The organism is Natrinema sp. LN54 (assembly GCF_052439245.1).
Taxonomy (GTDB): Archaea; Halobacteriota; Halobacteria; order Halobacteriales; family Natrialbaceae; genus Natrinema; species Natrinema versiforme_A.
In genome coordinates this window covers 282,535-300,311 of the sequence record NZ_JBQVRP010000003.1, presented here as the reverse complement: position 1 = coordinate 300,311, position 17,777 = coordinate 282,535, and the positions used below count along the sequence as shown (strand labels likewise).

At 65.9% G+C, this 17,777-nt stretch carries 17 protein-coding genes; 8 read left to right on the top strand and 9 right to left on the bottom strand.

Going from position 1 to position 17,777, the window contains the following annotated elements; translation table 11 throughout:
• Positions 1-60: 60 nt before the first annotated feature.
• Genes ACT4ML_RS10785 through hemC form a run of 3 tightly spaced genes read right to left on the bottom strand, consistent with a single transcriptional unit; the run spans position 61 to position 2,758 of the window.
• The gene (locus ACT4ML_RS10785) at positions 61-804 is read right to left on the bottom strand and encodes a uroporphyrinogen-III synthase (protein ID WP_444720870.1); all 744 of its coding nucleotides are present in this window, start codon (positions 802-804) and stop codon (positions 61-63) included.
• A complete protein-coding gene (gene cobA / locus ACT4ML_RS10780) occupies positions 801-1,604 on the bottom strand; it encodes a uroporphyrinogen-III C-methyltransferase (protein WP_444720869.1) in 804 nt (267 codons plus the stop codon). Before cobA ends, ACT4ML_RS10785 begins: the two co-directional genes overlap by 4 nt.
• Before the next feature lie 14 nt (positions 1,605-1,618).
• Positions 1,619-2,758: a hydroxymethylbilane synthase gene (gene hemC, locus ACT4ML_RS10775; protein ID WP_444720868.1), complete on the bottom strand. Its 1,140-nt coding sequence runs from the start codon at positions 2,756-2,758 to the stop codon at positions 1,619-1,621.
• 183 nt (positions 2,759-2,941) lie between these two features.
• On the opposite strand from hemC, the gene ACT4ML_RS10770 reads away from it, so the two are divergent.
• The 3 genes from ACT4ML_RS10770 to ACT4ML_RS10760 all read left to right on the top strand — a co-directional run bounded on the left by ACT4ML_RS10770 (position 2,942) and on the right by ACT4ML_RS10760 (position 7,154).
• Positions 2,942-3,307 (top strand): group I truncated hemoglobin, encoded by a 366-nt coding sequence (locus ACT4ML_RS10770; RefSeq protein ID WP_444720867.1) that lies wholly within the window; start codon positions 2,942-2,944, stop codon positions 3,305-3,307.
• 206 nt (positions 3,308-3,513) lie between these two features.
• Positions 3,514-5,832, top strand: coding sequence for a nitric-oxide reductase large subunit (locus ACT4ML_RS10765; RefSeq protein WP_444720866.1), 2,319 nt, complete (start codon positions 3,514-3,516; stop codon positions 5,830-5,832).
• 122 nt (positions 5,833-5,954) lie between these two features.
• Positions 5,955-7,154 (top strand): sensor histidine kinase, encoded by a 1,200-nt coding sequence (locus tag ACT4ML_RS10760; RefSeq protein ID WP_444720865.1) that lies wholly within the window; start codon positions 5,955-5,957, stop codon positions 7,152-7,154.
• Between the two features lie 5 nt (positions 7,155-7,159).
• Here the strand turns inward: ACT4ML_RS10760 and hemL are convergent, their stop codons facing one another.
• From hemL to hemB, 3 genes are all read right to left on the bottom strand, one after another.
• Complete coding sequence (hemL, locus tag ACT4ML_RS10755; protein ID WP_444720864.1) at positions 7,160-8,506, bottom strand: glutamate-1-semialdehyde 2,1-aminomutase; 1,347 nt, start codon at positions 8,504-8,506, stop codon at positions 7,160-7,162.
• 340 nt (positions 8,507-8,846) lie between these two features.
• A complete protein-coding gene (locus ACT4ML_RS10750) occupies positions 8,847-10,496 on the bottom strand; it encodes an ammonium transporter (protein WP_444720863.1) in 1,650 nt (549 codons plus the stop codon).
• Between the two features lie 497 nt (positions 10,497-10,993).
• Positions 10,994-12,007, bottom strand: a complete 1,014-nt coding sequence (hemB, locus tag ACT4ML_RS10745; protein WP_444720862.1) for a porphobilinogen synthase — start codon at positions 12,005-12,007, stop codon at positions 10,994-10,996.
• Positions 12,008-12,218: 211 nt separating this feature from the next.
• On the opposite strand from hemB, the gene ACT4ML_RS10740 reads away from it, so the two are divergent.
• The 4 genes from ACT4ML_RS10740 to ACT4ML_RS10725 all read left to right on the top strand — a co-directional run bounded on the left by ACT4ML_RS10740 (position 12,219) and on the right by ACT4ML_RS10725 (position 14,967).
• Positions 12,219-13,391, top strand: a complete 1,173-nt coding sequence (locus tag ACT4ML_RS10740; protein WP_444720861.1) for an MFS transporter — start codon at positions 12,219-12,221, stop codon at positions 13,389-13,391.
• Between the two features lie 106 nt (positions 13,392-13,497).
• Positions 13,498-13,647, top strand: a complete 150-nt coding sequence (locus ACT4ML_RS10735) for a hypothetical protein (protein ID WP_444720860.1) — start codon at positions 13,498-13,500, stop codon at positions 13,645-13,647.
• Between the two features lie 64 nt (positions 13,648-13,711).
• Positions 13,712-14,512, top strand: a complete 801-nt coding sequence (locus tag ACT4ML_RS10730; protein WP_444720859.1) for a TrmB family transcriptional regulator — start codon at positions 13,712-13,714, stop codon at positions 14,510-14,512.
• Between the two features lie 131 nt (positions 14,513-14,643).
• Positions 14,644-14,967, top strand: a complete 324-nt coding sequence (locus tag ACT4ML_RS10725; protein WP_138246604.1) for a 4Fe-4S dicluster domain-containing protein — start codon at positions 14,644-14,646, stop codon at positions 14,965-14,967.
• Between the two features lie 8 nt (positions 14,968-14,975).
• On the opposite strand, the gene ACT4ML_RS10720 is transcribed toward ACT4ML_RS10725, so the two are convergent.
• Complete coding sequence (locus tag ACT4ML_RS10720; RefSeq protein WP_006183007.1) at positions 14,976-15,140, bottom strand: DUF6757 family protein; 165 nt, start codon at positions 15,138-15,140, stop codon at positions 14,976-14,978.
• Between the two features lie 56 nt (positions 15,141-15,196).
• Positions 15,197-15,976: a PHP domain-containing protein gene (locus ACT4ML_RS10715; protein WP_444720858.1), complete on the bottom strand. Its 780-nt coding sequence runs from the start codon at positions 15,974-15,976 to the stop codon at positions 15,197-15,199.
• 157 nt (positions 15,977-16,133) lie between these two features.
• Here ACT4ML_RS10715 and ACT4ML_RS10710 point away from each other — a divergent pair, with 157 nt between their 5' ends.
• On the top strand, positions 16,134-16,421 hold the full coding sequence (locus ACT4ML_RS10710) for a DUF5789 family protein (protein WP_444720857.1): 288 nt from the start codon (positions 16,134-16,136) through the stop codon (positions 16,419-16,421).
• 245 nt (positions 16,422-16,666) lie between these two features.
• Here ACT4ML_RS10710 and ACT4ML_RS10705 read toward each other — a convergent pair whose 3' ends face one another.
• Positions 16,667-17,674, bottom strand: coding sequence for a DUF5784 family protein (locus tag ACT4ML_RS10705; protein ID WP_444720856.1), 1,008 nt, complete (start codon positions 17,672-17,674; stop codon positions 16,667-16,669).
• Positions 17,675-17,777 lie beyond the last annotated feature (103 nt).

Here is a 17,777-nt window from a genome sequence, read left to right as displayed (position 1 = left end):
CGCGGATCGGTCGACGCGCGGCTCGAACGAGACGGCCGAAGCGATGCGAAAACGCGCTCGTTACTCCTTTGGAACCGGCGTCGCCGCGAGCGTCTCCCGCGCGAGCGCCTCGAAGGTCGCTTCCGCGGGCACCACGTCGATGTCGATCCCCTTCTCCGCCGCCGTTTCTGCCGTCGGCTCGCCGATGACGCCGACGGTGGCGTCCGCGAGCCCCGCGAGTGCGTCCTCGCGGATCCCCCGCTCGGCGGCGGCCTCGAGGAAGTGCGCGACGGTCAGCGACGAGGTGAAACAGGCGGCGTCGAGGTCGCCGTCGGCGGCCAGTCGCGCCGAGTCGCCGCTTCCCTCGGGACGGGCGAGTCGGTAGAGAATCGTCTCGTGGACGTACGCGCCCGCGTTCTCGAGTCCCTCGAGCAACACCGGGCTGCCGTGGTCGCTGCGAGCGACTTCGACGCGCGCGCCGTCGACCTGACTTTCGAGGGCGGAAACCAATCCGCTCGAGGTGAACTCCTCGGGAACGAGATCGACCGCGTACCCCTCGTCGCGGAGTGCCTCGGCCGTCGCGGGGCCGATCGCACAGACGGTCTCGCTGCTCGGCTCCCAACCCGCCGCGGAGACGAGTTCCGCGCCGGTCTTGCTCGTGAAGACGACGTAGTCGGCGTCGGTCCGGGGCGTGGCGTCGGTCGCCTCGACCGCGAGCATCGGATCCGGAACCGGCTCGGCACCGAGGTCCGCGAGCAGGTCGGCGGCTCGCTCGAGGCGGTCGTCGTCGGGCCGGAAAACGGCGACGGTGGGCGTGTCAGTCATCGGTACTCCTCCCCTTCGGCCGCGCCGTAGTCGTTTCGCAGGAAGTCGACCACCGACTCGCGGGTTCCCGCCACGTCGCCGATCACGGTCACCGCGGGCGGCGAGATCCCCGCCTCGTCGCGGGCGTCGACGATGGTCTCGAGGGTGCCCGTCGCGACCTGCTGACCCGGCCACGTGCCGCGCTCGACGAGCGCGACCGGCGTTTCGGGGGCCATGCCGGCCTCGCGCAGCGCTTTGGTGTAATCCGGCAGGCGGCCGACGCCCATCAGGACGACGATGGTGCCGCCGGTCGCGGCCAGCGCGTCCCAGTCGACTGCGGACTCCTCTTTCGTGGGGTCCTCGTGGCCCGTGACGAAGGAAACCGAGGAGGCGTGATCGCGGTGTGTCACCGGGATGCCGGCCACCGCGGGCGCGGCGATCGCCGAGGTGACGGCGGGGACGACCTCGAAGGGAACCTCGCGGGCCGCCAGATACTCCGCTTCCTCGCCGCCGCGGCCGAAGACGAAGGAGTCGCCGCCCTTGAGTCGGACGACGGACTCGCCCTCGCGGGCGAGTTCGACCAGTCGCTCGTTGATCTCGGACTGGGGCGTGCGCTCGCCGCCGGCGCGCTTGCCGACGTCCTCGCGGCGGTCCTCGGGGAGGGTCTCGATGATTTCCGGGCCGGGGAGCTTGTCGTGGAGGACGACGTCCGCGGCCTCGAGCAGGCGCTTCGCTTTGACGGTCAGCAGGTCGGGGTCGCCGGGGCCGCTGCCGACGAGGTAGACGGTGCCCGGTTCGGCGTCGATGGTGTCTCCTGACATTCGGTACTCGCTAGCTACTTCCCCTCGGGCTTATTTTCCTCGGAGACGCCCTCGTCGTCGCCATCGGCGTCTTCGCGGGCCGCCGCGATGAGGTCCGCCGCGCCGCGGTCCGCGAGATCGCGCGCGAACTCGCGGGCGGCCTCCGCGTGGGTCTCGACGGGCAGATCCCGGCTCCCGGTCACCGACTCCTCGCCGTCGCGGTCGAAGACGGTGACGGTCGTGCGGACGTACTCGCCCTGCAGGATCGCGTAGATGCCGACCGGGGCGATACAGCCGCCGCCCAGTTCCGCGAGCACCGTCCGTTCGACGGTCGTCTCGACGCGACTCCGCGGATGATCGATGGCGGTCTGGATATCGCGGGCCGTCTCGCCGTCCCGTGCGGTCACCGCGAGCGCCCCCTGTCCCGGTGCGGGGACGAACGTCGCCGTCGGCAACTCCTGATACTCGACGTAGTGTGCGAGCCCGCTGCGCTCGAGGCCCGCCTGCGCGAGGACGATCGCGTCGTACTCCGTCTCGACCTCGCGGCCGAGCGCGCCCTTCTCGAGTTCCGAGAGGTCGTCGAACCACTCGTCGGTGGTGCGGTCGTACTCGGGCTCGAAGTCCTCGTCCCCCGTGTTGCCCTTCCGCTCTTTATCGGCTTCCGTCCGTTCCTGATGCTCTTCCTGTAGCGCGGGCGCGAGCAGCTTTTCGATGCGCGTATCGACGTTCCCGCGCAGCGGCTCGACCGCGAGATCGTCCCGTTCCGAAAGCAGTTGGGCACGTCGTCGGAGACTCGAGGTGCCGACGGTCGCGCCGTCGGGCAGTTCCGAGAGCGTCGCCCCGTCGGGCGTGATGAGGACGTCCCCCGGCCGTCCTCGCTCTGGCACCCCGGCGGTCACGAGTTCCTCGGGCTGTTCGGTCGGCATGTCCTTCATCGAGTGGATCGCGGCGTCGAGGTCCCCCTCGAGGACGCGCTCGTCGAGTTCGCGGACGAACGCGCCCGTCTTCCCGAGCCGGTGAATCAGTTCGTCCCGGATCTGGTCCCCCGTCGTCTCCACGGTGACGAGTTCGACCTCGTACCGGCGTTCCTCCAAGGCTTCCTTCACCAGTGAAGCCTGTCGCCGGGCGAGTGCGGACCCCCGTGTCGCCAGTCGCAGCGTCCCGCGCGTTCTCATAGACAGCAGTCGGTGCCTCGAGTATGAAAAGCGCACGCTTGTCCGACGGCGAGTGCGATCCGCCCTCGTGGCACGTGAGCTGCCCGACCGCGCCGTTGGATTCGACGGGACTGATAAATGCCCACCTTCGATCGAACTGGTTCGGACCGGATTTTATCCGTCTAACTTTAGTACACACGCCCGATGAGCGGAACCCTTTACGAACGACTCGGTGGCGAAGACGCGATCACGGCCGTCGTCGACGAGTTCTACGACCGCGTCATGGCGGACGAACAGGTTGCAGGCTACTTCGACGACGTCGACATGCAGAAACAGCGCGCCCATCAGGCCCAGTTCATCAGTTCGGTCACCGGCGGCCCGGTCGAGTACTCGGGCGGCGAGATGGCGGCCGTCCACGCGGACATGGGCATCACTCCCGCTGACTTTCAGGCGATCGCGACCCACCTCGACGAGGCGCTCGTGGAGTTCGATGTCGGCGAGGACGACCGGGAGGCCGTCCTCGAGGAAATCGCGAGTTATCAGGACGATATCGTGACGGCGGCCGACTGAGTCGCGTCCATCGCACCGGCCGATCGAACAGTTCGCGACGTCTTATGGTACCGGACGAGACAGCAGTTCTTCAGCGAGACTGTACCGACGTGACGACTACGAACGTTTTACCCCTAACTGCTGTCCCGAACTAGTTCGAACCTTTTTCCAGATCGTAGGAATTCACGGGCCGTTTGACGGGGCGTAGGGTTCGAGTTGGGACTGTCATGCAGATATCCAGAAAGCAACTCGCCGCCTTCCTCGCGACGATTTTCGTCGTGAATCTCATCGTCATGGGCGGTGGGGCGTGGCTATCCTACGCGAACGAACCGGAAATCCCCGACACGATCGTCGGCCCGGACGGCGAAACGGTCGCGACGGGCGACGACGTCCAATCCGGGAAGGCGGTCTTCCAGGAGAACGGCTTGATGAATCAGGGCTCCATACTCGGCCACGGCAGTTACTACGACACCGACTACACCGCCGACGCGCTCGAGTTGAAGACCGAGCACATGCGCGAGTATTACGCGCAGGAGCGTCACGGCCAGAACTACTCGCAACTGAACGCGTCGGTACAGGCCGGGATCGACCAGGAGGTCCGGCAGGAACTCCAGTCGAGTAGCTACGAGCCCGACCAGGTCGAGTACTCCGACGCGGAGGTCTACGCCCACGAACAGGTCCGCGAGGAGTACGTCGAGCGCTACCACGAGGGCGACCGCGAGCGCGGCGTGCCCGCGGGACAGGTCCCGAGCGTCGAGGAGGCCGAGGAGTTCGCCGACTTCGCGCTGTGGACCGCGTGGATCTCCCACACTGAGCGCCCCGGCTCCGAAGCGTCGTTCACCAACGACTGGCCGTACTCGCCCGACGCGGGCAACGAGGCCGGCGGGCCGGTGATGACGTGGAGCGTCATCGCCATGGTGTTGCTGGTCGCCGGGGCGGGGGTCGCGATCTGGCTCTACCAGAGCGTCGAACTCCCCGAACCCGAGGCCGCCGGCGTCTCGATCCCCCATCCGCGGGAGATCGATCTCACGCCGAGCCAGCTGTTGAGTACTCGATTCGTCCTCATCGGCGCGTTACTGTTTGCCGCCCAGACGTTCCTCGGCGGCCTGCTCGCACACTACTACGTCGAGCGCGACGGCTTCTTCGGCCTCAACGAGTTGATCGGGTTCGACATCCTCCAGTGGCTCCCGTGGTCGATCGCCCGGACGTGGCACGTCGACCTCGGCGTGCTCTGGATCGCCACGATGTGGCTCGGTGCCGGACTCTTCCTCGCACCGCTGCTGACCGGCCGCGAACCGCCGAAACAGGCCCGCTACGTCAAGGGGCTGATCGGCGCCCTGCTCGTCGTCGCGGTCGGCGGACTGGCCGGCATCTGGCTGGGCATCAACAACGTCTTCGACGGCCAGCTGTGGTGGCTGCTCGGCAACGAGGGACTGGAGTACCTCGAGATCGGTCGCATCTGGCAGGCCGGCCTGCTGGTCGGCTTCCTCGGCTGGACCGCCCTCGTGGCGCGCGGGTTCAAGCCGCTGCTCGACCGCGAACCCCGCTACGGACTGGGCCACATGATCGTCTACGCCGGCGGGTCGATCGGCCTGCTGTTCATTGCCGGCTTCCTCTACACGCCCCAGACCAACATCGTCACGACCGAGTTCTGGCGCTGGTGGGTCGTCCACATGTGGGTCGAGGGCGTCTTCGAGTTCTTCATCGTCGTCGTCATCGCGCTGACGCTGGTCTCGATGAACCTCCTGACGAAGAAATCGGCCGAGAAGGCGGTCATCTTCCAGGCCGCGCTCGTCATGGGCAGTGGCATCATCGGCGTCTCCCACCACTACTGGTGGGTCGGCCTCCCCGAAGCCTGGCTGCCCATCGGCAGCGTCTTCTCGACCCTCGAGTTCATCCCGCTGCTGTTCATCCTCTACGAGGCGCTCGGCCAGTACCGCGCGATGGACACCGCGGGCACCGACTTCCCCTACCGGATGGCCTTCTACTTCATCGTCGCCTCGAGCGTCTGGAACTTCTTCGGGGCCGGCGTGATCGGCTTCTTCATCAACCTCCCGCTGATCAGCTACTACCAGACCGGGACCTACCTCACCGTGGCCCACGCCCACGGTGCGATGTTCGGGGCCTTCGGCCTGCTCGCGATGGGGATGGCCGTCTACATCCTCCGGATCACGACCCGCGACAGCCACTGGACGAGCCGACGGCTGCGCTGGTCGTTCTGGCTCTGTAACGTCGGGCTGGCGGCGATGATCTTCCTGTCGCTGCTCCCCATCGGCTTCCTCCAGCTCGAGACGGCCTTCACGCAGGGCTACGCCGCCTCGCGCGGCCTCGAGTTCTACAACGGCGGGCTGGTCCAGACGCTGTTCTGGCTGCGCATGCCCGGCGACACGCTGCTGATCGCCGGCGCGGTCGTCTTCGCGTGGGACGTCGCCGCGAAGTTGCTCTTCCAGCGGAAGGCGACCGCCTCGGAGACGAGCAGTCACGTCATCGCGGACCGCATCTTCGGCGACCGCGACGCCGTCGACACGGTCAGCGACGACGACTGAGTCACGGTTCGCGTTCGCGGTTCGTTTTTTGCGTTTCGTTCGATACCGCGATCCAGCCGAAACGGGGCAGCGAGGCCGCGATGGCCGGAACTGCTAACCGATTCGATCGTGACCCGCAGGGTATGCAACGGTCAGAGAACGCCACCACCCCCTGTACGGACCGGATCCCGGCGTATTTGATCGGGCTCGGAATCGGACTGGCGTTCGTCGTGCTCTGTGAAATCGGTCTCCTCGTCTCGACCGACCCGACGCTGGTCACCGACGGGCAGTTTCTGGTCGGGGCCGTCACGTCCGTGCCCTTTCTGGTCGGGATCACGTACGCCGGCTACTGGCTCCGTTCGGGCGCGCTCTCGCCGGACCGGTACCCGCGGATCGGGTGGTGGTGTCTCGGCGGCCTCACCACCTTTCTGCTCGTCAATCTCGCGCTCATCGCCGTCGTGCAGACTGGATCGCAGGTGCTGGTCTTCTCGTGGATCCGGTGGGCCGTGGCTTTCGGTGCCGGGACCGGGTTGCTCGTCGGCTGTATCGAAGGCCGCTCCATCGAGCGCGCGCTAACCGCCGAACGCGCCGCGCTCCGAGCGGAACACGTAGAGGAGCAACGGGAGTATCTCAGCTATCTCAACAGCATCCTCCGCCACGAGGTGCTAAACGCCGCGACGATCATCAACGGCTACGCGTCGCGGCTCCTCGCGGAGGGATCGCTCGACGAGCGCAACCGGGAGTGGCTCGAGATCATCATCGACGAATCGGAGGACATGTCGACGGTGATCGACGACGTTCGCGTGCTGTTACAGACGACCGAACGGAACTATCGACCCGAGCCCGTCGACGCCGCTCACGTGGTCGCCGACGAAATCCGCAAACTGGAGACTACGTTCGACTCGGTCGTCGTGGAGGCGTCGATTCCGGACCGCGCGGTCGTCCGCGCCGACGACCTGCTCGCCCGCATCTTCGCGAACCTCCTCTCGAACGCGGTCGAACACAACGACGCCGCGACGCCGCGGGTTTCGGTGACGGTCGACCCCGGTCCCGACACCGTCCGCTTCGAAATCGCGGACAACGGGCCCGGCATCCCCAATTCGGAACTCGAGTCCCTCTTCGATCGGGTCGAGAGCCGCGGGAGCACGCACGGACTGGGCCTCTATCTGGTCGCCCGACTGACCGAGCGGTACGACGGAACCGTCGAACTCGCCGAAACCGGCCCGGAGGGCAGCCGCTTCGCGGTCGAACTCCCGGCGGCCTCGAGCGACGGGGACGCTGAACCGCTCGAGAGCGAGAACACGTCGGCGACCGCGCGTACTGCGTCTACACAGTCGCTGTGATCCGGCTACAGCGCTTCCTTGTAGGCCTCGAGGGTCTTCTCGACGTCTTCCTCGGTGTGACCGTAACTGACGAACTGGCACTCGAACTGGTTCTGCGAGAGGAAGACGCCCTGCTCTTTCATCTTCCCCCAGAAGATGCGCCGCCAGCGCTCGGTCTCGGCGTTTTTCACGTCGCCGGCGTTCTTGGGACTGTAGTCGTAGCGCGGACAGGTCGGGTCCTGCCGACAGCCCGCCGGACACTGCTCCTCGAGCGAGTCGGGGCCCGGCCCCTCGCGCGTGAAGATCACCTTGAACATGCTGTCGGTGCCGGTTACCGTGTAGCTGGGAGCCTGATCCGCGACGATGTCGGTCAGCCCGCGCCGGAGTCGGTCGCCGAGCCCGTTGACGTGGGCGTAGACGTCGTTTTCAGCGGCGAACTGCAGGGTCTCGAGGCCGGCGGCCATCGTGACGGGGTGGCCGGAGAAGGTGCCGGCTTGGAAGACGTCGCCGGAGGGGGTGAAGTGCTCGATAATTTCGGCGCGGCCGCCGATCGCACCGACGGGGAAGCCGCCGCCGATGATCTTTCCGAAGGTGGTCAGGTCGGGGGTGACGCCGAACTCGCTTTGGGCACAGCCGAGGCCGCCGACGCGGAAGCCGGTGATCACTTCGTCGAAGATCAGCAAGGAGCCGTGCTCGTCGGTGATCTCGCGGAGGAACTCGTGGTAGCCCTCCTCGGGGTAGACGATGCCGTAGTTGCCCAGAATCGGCTCGGTGAGGACGGCTGCGATGTCGTCCCCGTGTTCCTCGAACACCTCGCGCATGGCGTCCTCGTCGTTGAAGGGAACCGGGAGCGTGTGTTCGGAGAACGACTGTGGTATCCCCGCGGAGGACGGTTTCGGATCGTCGGCGTCGCCCTCGACCAGCGTCGACTCCTGTGCGCCGTGGTAGCCGCCCTGCATGACGACGATCTTGTTCCGGCCGGTGTACCCCCGCGCGAGCCGCACCGCGGAGGTGGTCGCCTCGGTGCCGGAGTTGACGAAGCGGATCTTCTCGACGCTGGGGACGTGGCGGACGACGAACTCAGCGAGGTCGACCTCGACCTCAGTCGGGGTGCCGTACATCGGCCCCTCGCTGGCTTTCCGCTGGATGCCCGCCTGCACGGGGTCGGGTAGATCGTGGCCCAAGAGCAACGGACCGAGCCCGAGCACCCAGTCGACGTAGCGGTTGCCATCGGCGTCGATGACGTGGCCACCCTCACCTTTCTGGACGAAGAACGGATAGGGTTCGATCGCTGCGCGGACCGCCGAGTTGACGCCGCCAGGCATCACCGACAGCGCCCGGTCGTACAGCTCGCGTGAGTTGTCCTCGGTCATGCGCGTGACTTGTAGTTCGGACGGCAAAGTAGTACCGAGGTCCGTCTCCGAACCGCCGGTCATCCCCCCGAACGTGTGCGCCTCACGGGATCGTACCGGACCGCGAGAAAAGCGACGAAATCGTATCGAATCCAGTACAGCGTCACGATCGAACCCACGAGGACTGCACTGGGTGTCGGCCGCGAGCCGAGACGGCTCCGGCCGACGGTGACGCCCGAGTAGGCCGAGCGTCGAATCGCCGACTGTGGTTGCCAGCAGCCTCGAGCATGTCGGTCGCGTGAGTCATCACGTCGCGGTCCATCGGCGTGTGGACCGCGATGGGCGACCGCGTGTCCCGAGTTCAGACGGCGTCGGGGCCGGTCTTGCCGGTCCGGATCTGCGTCGCGCCCTCGACGGGCATGACGAAGATCTTGCCGTCGCCGGGTTCGCCGGTTTCCGCGCCCTCGCGGATGGCGTCGACGACCTCTTGGGCGGGGATGTCGGCGACGACGCACTCGATCTTGACCTTCTGGTGGAGGTCGACCGTGTACTCCTCGCCGCGCCATTGGCCCTTCTTTGCGGGCTGGGAGCCGCGACCGGAGACGTTGGTAACCGTCAGCGACGGTGCGCCGGCTTCGGCCAGCGACTGCTTGATCTCGCCGAGTCGGTCGGGGCGGACGATGGCGGTGACCATCTTGATCTGTCCGTCGTTGGGTTCACCGCCGTCGGTACGGATGATCTCGTCGGAACCGCCGTCCGTAGCGACATCGGGCTGGCCGAACTCGGGGTAGGTGTCGACGCCGTGTTCGGAGACGTCGAGCCCGTCGCGTTCGTGTTCCGGCGAGACGCGGGCCTGTCCGGCGGCCTTGAACGCGTACCAGATAACGCCGGTTGCGACGACCGTCCAGACGGTGATGACGGCGACGCCGATGAGTTGGGCGATGAACGCGTTCGCGATGCTATCGACGACGCCCGGTGCAGCCACGAAGGGGAACAGCAACGTTCCGAGGACCCCTGCGGAGCCGTGGACAGGGAAGACCGCACAGACGTCGTCGATCTTCAGGTACTGCTCGACGAACGAGAAGACCAGCGGCAGCTGCGCGCCGGCCAGTCCGCCGACGACGAACGCGCCCCACCACGCGGTGGTGTCGGGGATCGCGGTGATCGCGGCCAGACCGGCCAGCAGCCCGTTGGCAACGTACAGGGTATCGACTTTCCCGGTCTTGAGCCAGGCGACGAGTCCGGCCCCCATCGCACCGCAGGCCATCGCGACCGTCGTGGTCAAGGCGACGCGACCGAGCTGATCGCCGAGGAACGCGCCCTCGTCGATGATCGCCGAGGTACCGACGTTGAAGCCGTACCAGCCGAAGGCGAGGATCAGCGTGCCGAGCGCGGCGAAGGTCAGCGAGTGGCCGGGAATGACGTTCGCGCTCCCGTCGCTGTTGTATCGATCCATGCGTGGACCGAGCACCCACGCGGCGGTGAGGCCAGCGATGCCGCCCATCCCGTGGACGATCATCCCGCCCGCGAAGTCGTGGAACAGGACGTCGTTGTACGCGAGGAGTTCGCCGGCCCACGTGAGGCCGGTGACGACCGGGTAGATGACCGCAGCCAGTAGGAAGGTGTAGGTGACGTACGCACGGAGCTTCGCGCGACCGGCGACGGCTCCCGAAACGATCGTCGCCGCAGTCATCGCGAAGACGGCTCCGTACAGCCAGTCCATCCAGTTGGACGCGGCGCTTTCGAACTGGAACGCGAGGCCGTCTCCGGCGACGAGGCCTTCGACGGTCGCACCGATGAGGAAGAACACCGTTACGCCGACCGACCAGGTCAGCAGGTTCTTCGTCAACTGGTTCGCGACGTTCTTCGAGCGCACCTGCCCCGCCTCGAGCATGGCGAAGCCGGCGTGCATGAAGAAGATCAGGAACGTGGCGACCAGGATCCACACGTAGTTGATCGAGTCGATCAACATCTCGAGCTCCGCTTCGCTCTGTAGCAGCGTCGGCTCCATCAGGCGCTCACCTCTGCGTTCCCCACACCGCTGCGTTCAGTGACCAAACGATCGTCCCTTTCCAGTGCAATTCCGTTCATATTTGTCCTCCAAATCACGTTCGAGTCCGTTGTACTTGTTCCATTTAAGGGTTAGCGTTGACAGTTCTGCAAAATAATGGCCGTAATAGGACGATCCGTCCAAAGTTAAATCAGATTTAATCTGTATAAGGGTATTGAAAATCACGTATTTTTCGAGCTTCGGTTATATTCTACGCGTTTGTCAACCGCTACTGAGCAACGAACCCGTTCGAATCCGAGGTAATTACCGTTGAGATAGCGGCTGAGAGGGGCGTATCGGCGTCCCTCCGCTCGCGCGCGGCAGATATTGCCTTCCCCGCCCGTGGGCCGAACCCGAGATTGACATTCGTCTATTCGACGGTGATGAGCGGCGTGGAATGGTCGCTTTCCGAGCGTACGTCTCCGCGCCGGATCCGGAGACGGGAGACTCGGCCGACCCTACAGCCGTTTCGCGACGTCCTCGGCGAAGTACGTCAGAATCAGATCCGCACCGGCCCGCTTGATCGACAGCAGCGACTCGAGGCCGACCGCCTCGAGATCGAGCCATCCCTTCTCGGCGGCGGCGTGGAGCATGGCGTACTCGCCGGAGACGTTGTAGGCGGCGACGGGGTGGTCGAACTCCCGGCGGACGGCGCTGACGATGTCGAGATACGGCAGGGCGGGCTTGACCATCATCACGTCCGCGCCCTGCTCGTCGTCCAACCGGACCTCCCGCATGGCTTCGCGCGAATTCGCGGGATCCATCTGGTAATGTCGGCGGTTGCCGAAGGAGGGAGCACCGTCGGCGGCGTCCCGGAAGGGCCCGTAGAACGCGCTCTCGTACTTGGCCGCGTAGCTCATGATCGGGACGTGTTCGAACCCCGCTTCGTCCAGCGCCGACCGGATGGCTCCGACCATGCCGTCCATCATCCCGCTCGGAGCTACCATGTCCGCGCCCGCACGAGCGTGAGACGTGACGATCTTCTCGAGGGCCTCGAGCGTCGCGTCGTTGTCGACGGTCATCGTCGGCTCGCAGGCGGGGCCGTCCGCGTCGACGACGTCCTCGCTCCGGAGTTCCTCCTCGAGCGGGCCGCAGTGGCCGTGGTCGGTGTACTCACAGAGGCAGACGTCGGTGATGACGTAGGCGTCGGTCTCGCTCGTGATGCGGCGCAGTGCCTCCTGAATGACGCCGTCCTCGGCCCACGCGCGGCTCCCCTCGGGGTCTTTCGATGCCGGAATACCGAACAGCATGATCGCCTCGACGCCCGTCTCGAGGACTTCCTCGACGCGGTCGACGATCCCGTCGATCGGCACGCGGTCGTGGCCGGGCATCGACTCGATCGGCCGGCGTTCGTCGGTCGTCGCGTCGACGAACACCGGTGCGATGAGATCGGCGGGCTCGAGGCTCGTCTCGCTGACGAGGCCGCGCACCCGGTCCTGTCGAAGCCGTCGGGGACGATGAGTGAGATCCATAGCCGTGTATTCGGCGGGAGTCGCAAAAGCGATGCGCTCGATCGTCTCCGTCGGATCGATTCCGGCCGTGCCGGTCTCGTGACCAGTGTCATCGAACCGCAATCCAGTGCCGTCTGCCGGGAGCAATACCCTCATCAGTCGGAATCGATGAGCCACGAGTGACTACAGCCGACGTGATGATTGCGATGACAGGACTACTCGAGGTCGACTGATGCGCTGGCGATACAAGGAAACCGTCCTCGCGATGTGTACGCTCGCCTTTCTGGCGACGATGGCCGGCAGACTGGTGATCAGTCCGGTGGTGCCACAGATCACCGCGGAGTTCGGCATCTCGAACTCGGTGATCGGACTCGCGCTGACGGGGATGTGGATGGCGTACTTCTGCTCGCAGTTCCCCAGCGGCGTCTTCGCGGACAAGTACGGCGAGCGGCGGATCATTCTGGTCGCCGTCGGCGGGACGGCCGTCGCGAGCGCCTTCCTCGCGGTCGCGCCGCTGTTTCCGGTCTTCGTCGTCGGAACCGTCGCGCTCGGGGCCGTCGCCGGCCTTCACTACAGCGTCGCGACGTCGCTGCTGACCCGTACCTACGACGAAATCGGGGCCGCGATCGGCGTCCACAACAGTGGCGGTCCGATCGCGGGACTCGTCGCGCCGCCCGTCGCCGCGTGGATCGCCGTCCGGTACGGCTGGCGCGCCGCGATTGCGGTCGGCACCGTCGTCGCCGTGCCGATCTTCGTCCTGTTCGCCCGCTCGGTTCGGCCCACCGCGCCCCAGCGGCCCGACCAGCCGATGGCCTCGCGCTTCGAACTCGCGCCGCTCATCGAACTGCTCTCCCGGCCGAAGATCGCCTTTACGTGCGTCCTCGCGATTCTGGGCGATTTCGTCTGGCAGGCGACCTCCTCGTTCCTGCCGACCTTCCTCGTCGCCTATCGCGGCCAGTCCGCGACGACGGCGAGTCTCGTCTTCGGCGGCTACTTCGTCGTTCAGGGGATCACGCAGGTGGGCGTGGGGGCGGCCTCCGATCGGTACGGCCGCGAGGTCACCACGGCGGCCTGTATGGTGCTCTCGGTCGCCGGCTTCGGCCTGTTCATCGCCGTTCCGGGGCCCGTCTCCGTCGTCGCGGGGACCACCCTCCTCGGGATCGGCCTCGGCTGGGGCGCGGCGCTCCTGCCCCGGTTCATGGACGAACTCTCCGCGGCCGAGCGCAGCGCGGGGTTCGGACTCGTTCGCACCGTCTACGGCTTCGTCGGCGCACTGGGGTCGGTGATGACCGGCACGCTGGCGGATCTGTTCGGCTGGGGCGTCTCCTTCGGCTTTCTCGGTGCGTTGCTCGCCCTCGTCTTCGCCGCACTGGCGGTTAACTGGGCGTTCTCGCTGGGCTACTGACTCGCGCTCGAGGCCCGCGCGGCTGTTGTTACGGCGGGAGTAGGCGTCCGCCGACTCGCATTGAACTCACAGACTGCTTATATGTTGTGCGGACGAAGAACGGTCTATGGAAGCACAGTCACGGCGGAAGGGCGCAGCACGATGTACGGACTGTGGCCGGGCGCTTGCGGTCTGGCTCTCGCCGGACGAGGTTCGGCCGATCGGCAGCTCGGACGGCTGTCCCTGCGGGAACACCTCTTTCCGAGTCTTCTCCTGAGGGCTGATAACGGGGCGGCGCTCGAAAGCCGCGCTCTTTCCTCCGCTCTGGCCATGTACCTACCGTGTCAAACGCCGAGGAAGCGGTCACGACCCTCGAGGGGCTGGGGCTGACGGAGTACGAGTCCCGCTGTTTCGTAGCGCTCGTCCGCCTCTCGAAGGGGACCGCAAAGGAAATCAGTCAGGTCGCGGACATCCCTCGTTCCCGGGTGTACGACACCATCGAGCGCCTCGACCGGAAGGGACTGGTCAACGTCCAGCAGACCGAACCGCGCCAGTACAAGGCCGTCCCGGTCGAGACGGCGTGTCGGCGGATCCGCGAAGACTACGACTCCCGCATCAACGCCGCCGAGAACGCGCTCGGCCAACTCGAGGAGCCGGACTCCAAGGACGACGAGGGGATGTGGGCGATCACGCAGAAAGACCACATCACCGACCGTGTCGTGATGTTCCTGGAGGAAGCCGAGGAGACGGTTCACTATCTCGTTCCGGCGACCGAGGTCGTCGACCAGCAGATCCTCACGGAGCTCCGGTCGGCCGCCGAGCGCGGCGTCAGCGTGTACATCGAGGTCGCGACGGACGACGACCGCGCGGAGTTCGCGGACGCGGTTCCGGACGCGGACATCGAGATAATCTCGGCGCTCCAATCGACGAACGAAGTCTACAACGAGTGGCCGGCCCAGTTGCTCATGGTCGACCAGCAAGCGATCGTCGCGGCCGGCATCAAGGAGAGCGACCTCCCCGACGTGGTCAACGAGATGGCCGTCTGGACCTACGGCCGCGATCACGGCTTCGCCGTCTGGATACGCGAACTGCTCGACGACAGGCTCGCAGAACGCGACGACGACCGAACGACGGACGACTGAGTTTCCGACCCCCGTGACGACTTTCCTCGAGCGAGACCGATCGTGTTCGGCGATCCTCGTCGTTTCGGCGCGCCTCTCCCGCCAGCGAGTACGCAATTTTAAGTACGCGACTCACATTTAAACTGCTAGCAATGGCCATAGATCCACAGTTCCACGAGAACCGCGAACAGGTCGACGAACACGAGGGACACTCGGTCTGGGGGCCCGTCGACGAACCCGAAGAACTCGGCATCCACGGCACGCACGTCGCCGTCGACTTCGACATCTGTCTCGCCGACGGCGCCTGCGTCGAGGACTGTCCGGTCGACGTTTTTGAGTGGATCGACACGCCGGGACACCCCGAGAGCGAAGAGAAAGCCGACCCCGCGAACGAAGCGCAGTGTATCGATTGTATGCTCTGTGTCGACGTCTGTCCGGTCGACGCCATCGACGTCGACGCCGGACGAACGGCCTAACGGACGCCCTATTCGGCGCGATCGACGTCCACTTTTTCCTTCAGGCTCTCGAGCCCGTCTGCCTCCGCCAACTCTTGCAGACGCTCGCGGAAGTGCTCCTCACAGAGGCCAACTTTGAGCCCGTCGGACTCCGCGGCGAAGGCAGCCTCGCGGTCGCAATAGTGGCAGTTCATACTCCCTCGTTAGGACCACGATGCATTGAACCCTCCGCTAGCGGCCATGCTTTGGGTTACTCGACTGTCAACTCGAGTCGGTCGTAGGCCTCGGGGGAGAGCCCGTCGACGCCGAGTCGCTCGTCGTGGGCGTCGCTGCCGCCGGTCGCGAGCAGGTCGTGGCGCTCGATCGCCCGCTCGACGGGTTCGCGATCGACCTCGCGACCGTAGGGGTACTGCAGTTCGACGGCGTCGAGATCGGCGGCCAACGCGAGGGCGCTCTCGGGGTCGCGATACCGCAACGGGTGGGCCAGCGAGACGAGCCGACACGACTCGGATAACGCCGCCTGCCCGCGCTCGAACGACGGGACGTCTCGAGGGACGTAACACGGACAATCGGAGCCGATGACGTGATCGAACGCGCCCTGATAGTCGTAGTCGGCCTCGGGATGGGCCTCGATCGCCCGCGCGATGTGTGGCCGCCCGAACCCGCCGTCGATGGTCACGTCGAGATCGATATCGAGCCGCGACTCGACGCAGTCGACGATCGCTCGGCCGCGCTCGATGCGGTTCTCCTGAATCTTCCCGAGGATCGCCTCGAGTTCCGTGCTCGGCTCGAGGCCGTAGCCGAGCAGATCGATCCGCTGGCCCCCCGGCGTCTCGACGCGCAGCTCGATCCCGTGGACGAGCGTCACCCCGTCGCGCTCGACGACCGGTCCGTCGAACGGCTGTACCCGATCGTGGTCCGTCACCGCGACGACATCGACGCCGCCGCGCCGGGCGGCTTCGGGGACGGCCTCGAACTCGAGGCTCCCGTCCGAGCGCGTCGTGTGGACGTGTAAATCCGCATACGGCATACGGTATCCGAACGGGCCCGCTCGTAAAGGCGTTACTCTGATTCGCACCCGTCGTCCTCGATCTCTAGTGTAATATTAGGTGTATAAGGTGTCCAGTGCTACTAGGAAACATACGTGGACAATGTTTATAATTATCGTTCACAGAAGATAGGGTGTAATGTTGCTCAACGGCACCGGCGACGTCATCGACGACCACGAGTATCCCGCCACGACCGAGGAACTGATCGAGGAGTACGGCGACCGTACCCTCGAACTCCCGAACGGTAGCGAGACGGTCGGCGATGTACTCGCCCGCCTCGAGTCCGAAACCTTCGACAACTCCGAGGACGCGCGCTTTGCCGTCTACTCCGCCGTCAGCGACAAGGCCGTCGGCCGCGTCGGCTACAGCGACCGCGACCCGACCCCGGTCGGCAGCCCGTACTCGCCCGACGCCGTTTCGTTCTAAAGAACGAAGTTTTTTACTCTCGGGTCGGCCGAAGGCCGACCGCTCGAGCAAAAAAATTCGATTAAAAAAGCCGAGCGTTCGCTTCGCTCACGCTCGTACAACTGCTTGTACTTCCCACTGGTGGAGAGGCCCCTATTGGCACCCGCGAGCGACCAACGGGAACTATGGCATGCCACAAATACGCCACACTCCGTTGCAGGGTGTGAGAGGGCACAGACGACAGCCTCGAGCGCGGTCTCGACGACTCAGTCCAGAAATTCCATCGCGTCGCCCAGATCGAGGGGGACCGCGCCCTTCCGATACCCCTCGACGTGGCCGTTCGGCCGGACGCGGTAGACGACCGCGGGCCGGTGGCGCACGTCGGGTTGTTCGCCGCGGACCGCGGCCCACGCATCGTCTCGGAAGCTCGAGCAGTCGACGAACAGCACCGCGCCGCCGCCGTGTTCGGCCAGCTGGCCGTTGGTCTTGGTCTCGGCGGTGTCGCGGACGGCGGCTACGGGACCCGAGGCGGCGCGGTTGCCCGGCGGTTGCGGGCGAGTGACTTCGACGAGGACGTTCGTGTCGGCGCTTTCGGCCCGGAAATCGAGCGAGTGACCGGTCGTGACCTCGATCTCCGGGACGACGCCGTAGCCCGCGTCGGTGAGGATCTTCGCGGCGATGAACTCGGCCATCGCGGCGCTCATCCGGACGCGGTCGACGTGGTCGCTGGTCCCGAGTTTCCCCGACATGACGTGTCGGTACTCGTCGAGAACGCCGGTCTGCAGGAACGCCTCGAAGAAGCGAGTGGCCTCCCGGCGGCCGGCGTCGGGAAAGCCGGCGGCGTGCTCGCGGAAGAACGCTCGAGTCGAGTGACGGCCGTCTTTGGACATGAAAACCGGCAGGAAGAACCACGAGAGATGCGGGTAGTCGGCGAGCCACGGGTCTTCCTCGTGGAGCGTCGCGGTCAGTTCCCGTTGGGCCCACCGCGAGACGTGATAGGGGACTTCCTGCCAGCCGAACTTGTCGGTCTTCCAGAGCGCGGAGGGCGTTTCGGTGTTGCCCATCCAGTAGGCCTCCGAGTCGGTGCGTGCAAAGAGGGCGACATCGCCGTTTTGCATCTCGAAGCGGTGTGTCTGCCAGCCGCCGCCGATCTTGAACCACGGCGAGACTTCCTGTGCGCCGATATTCGACTGGAGCGGCTGGAGAATATCGTGTTGTACTCGCCCGTCGCTCCACGACTGGGGCGAGTAGCGAAAGCGAAGCGGCCGTGCCACGCTCGGTAGTAGGCCGCGGGGGTGCATATATCGTTCGTTGTCACCTGTCGAACGAATCGTCCGATTCGTCGCCCGATTCGTGTAATCGTTACAGGAAACGGGA

Coding starts and splice junctions, on each gene's coding strand:
- ACT4ML_RS10785 (WP_444720870.1), bottom strand. CDS start 804: ATGACTGACACGCCCACCGTCGCCGTTTTCCGGCCCGACGACGACCGC.
- cobA (WP_444720869.1), bottom strand. CDS start 1,604: ATGTCAGGAGACACCATCGACGCCGAACCGGGCACCGTCTACCTCGTC.
- hemC (WP_444720868.1), bottom strand. CDS start 2,758: ATGAGAACGCGCGGGACGCTGCGACTGGCGACACGGGGGTCCGCACTC.
- ACT4ML_RS10770 (WP_444720867.1), top strand. CDS start 2,942: ATGAGCGGAACCCTTTACGAACGACTCGGTGGCGAAGACGCGATCACG.
- ACT4ML_RS10765 (WP_444720866.1), top strand. CDS start 3,514: ATGCAGATATCCAGAAAGCAACTCGCCGCCTTCCTCGCGACGATTTTC.
- ACT4ML_RS10760 (WP_444720865.1), top strand. CDS start 5,955: ATGCAACGGTCAGAGAACGCCACCACCCCCTGTACGGACCGGATCCCG.
- hemL (WP_444720864.1), bottom strand. CDS start 8,506: ATGACCGAGGACAACTCACGCGAGCTGTACGACCGGGCGCTGTCGGTG.
- ACT4ML_RS10750 (WP_444720863.1), bottom strand. CDS start 10,496: ATGGAGCCGACGCTGCTACAGAGCGAAGCGGAGCTCGAGATGTTGATC.
- hemB (WP_444720862.1), bottom strand. CDS start 12,007: ATGGATCTCACTCATCGTCCCCGACGGCTTCGACAGGACCGGGTGCGC.
- ACT4ML_RS10740 (WP_444720861.1), top strand. CDS start 12,219: ATGCGCTGGCGATACAAGGAAACCGTCCTCGCGATGTGTACGCTCGCC.
- ACT4ML_RS10735 (WP_444720860.1), top strand. CDS start 13,498: ATGGAAGCACAGTCACGGCGGAAGGGCGCAGCACGATGTACGGACTGT.
- ACT4ML_RS10725 (WP_138246604.1), top strand. CDS start 14,644: ATGGCCATAGATCCACAGTTCCACGAGAACCGCGAACAGGTCGACGAA.
- ACT4ML_RS10720 (WP_006183007.1), bottom strand. CDS start 15,140: ATGAACTGCCACTATTGCGACCGCGAGGCTGCCTTCGCCGCGGAGTCC.
- ACT4ML_RS10715 (WP_444720858.1), bottom strand. CDS start 15,976: ATGCCGTATGCGGATTTACACGTCCACACGACGCGCTCGGACGGGAGC.
- ACT4ML_RS10710 (WP_444720857.1), top strand. CDS start 16,134: ATGTTGCTCAACGGCACCGGCGACGTCATCGACGACCACGAGTATCCC.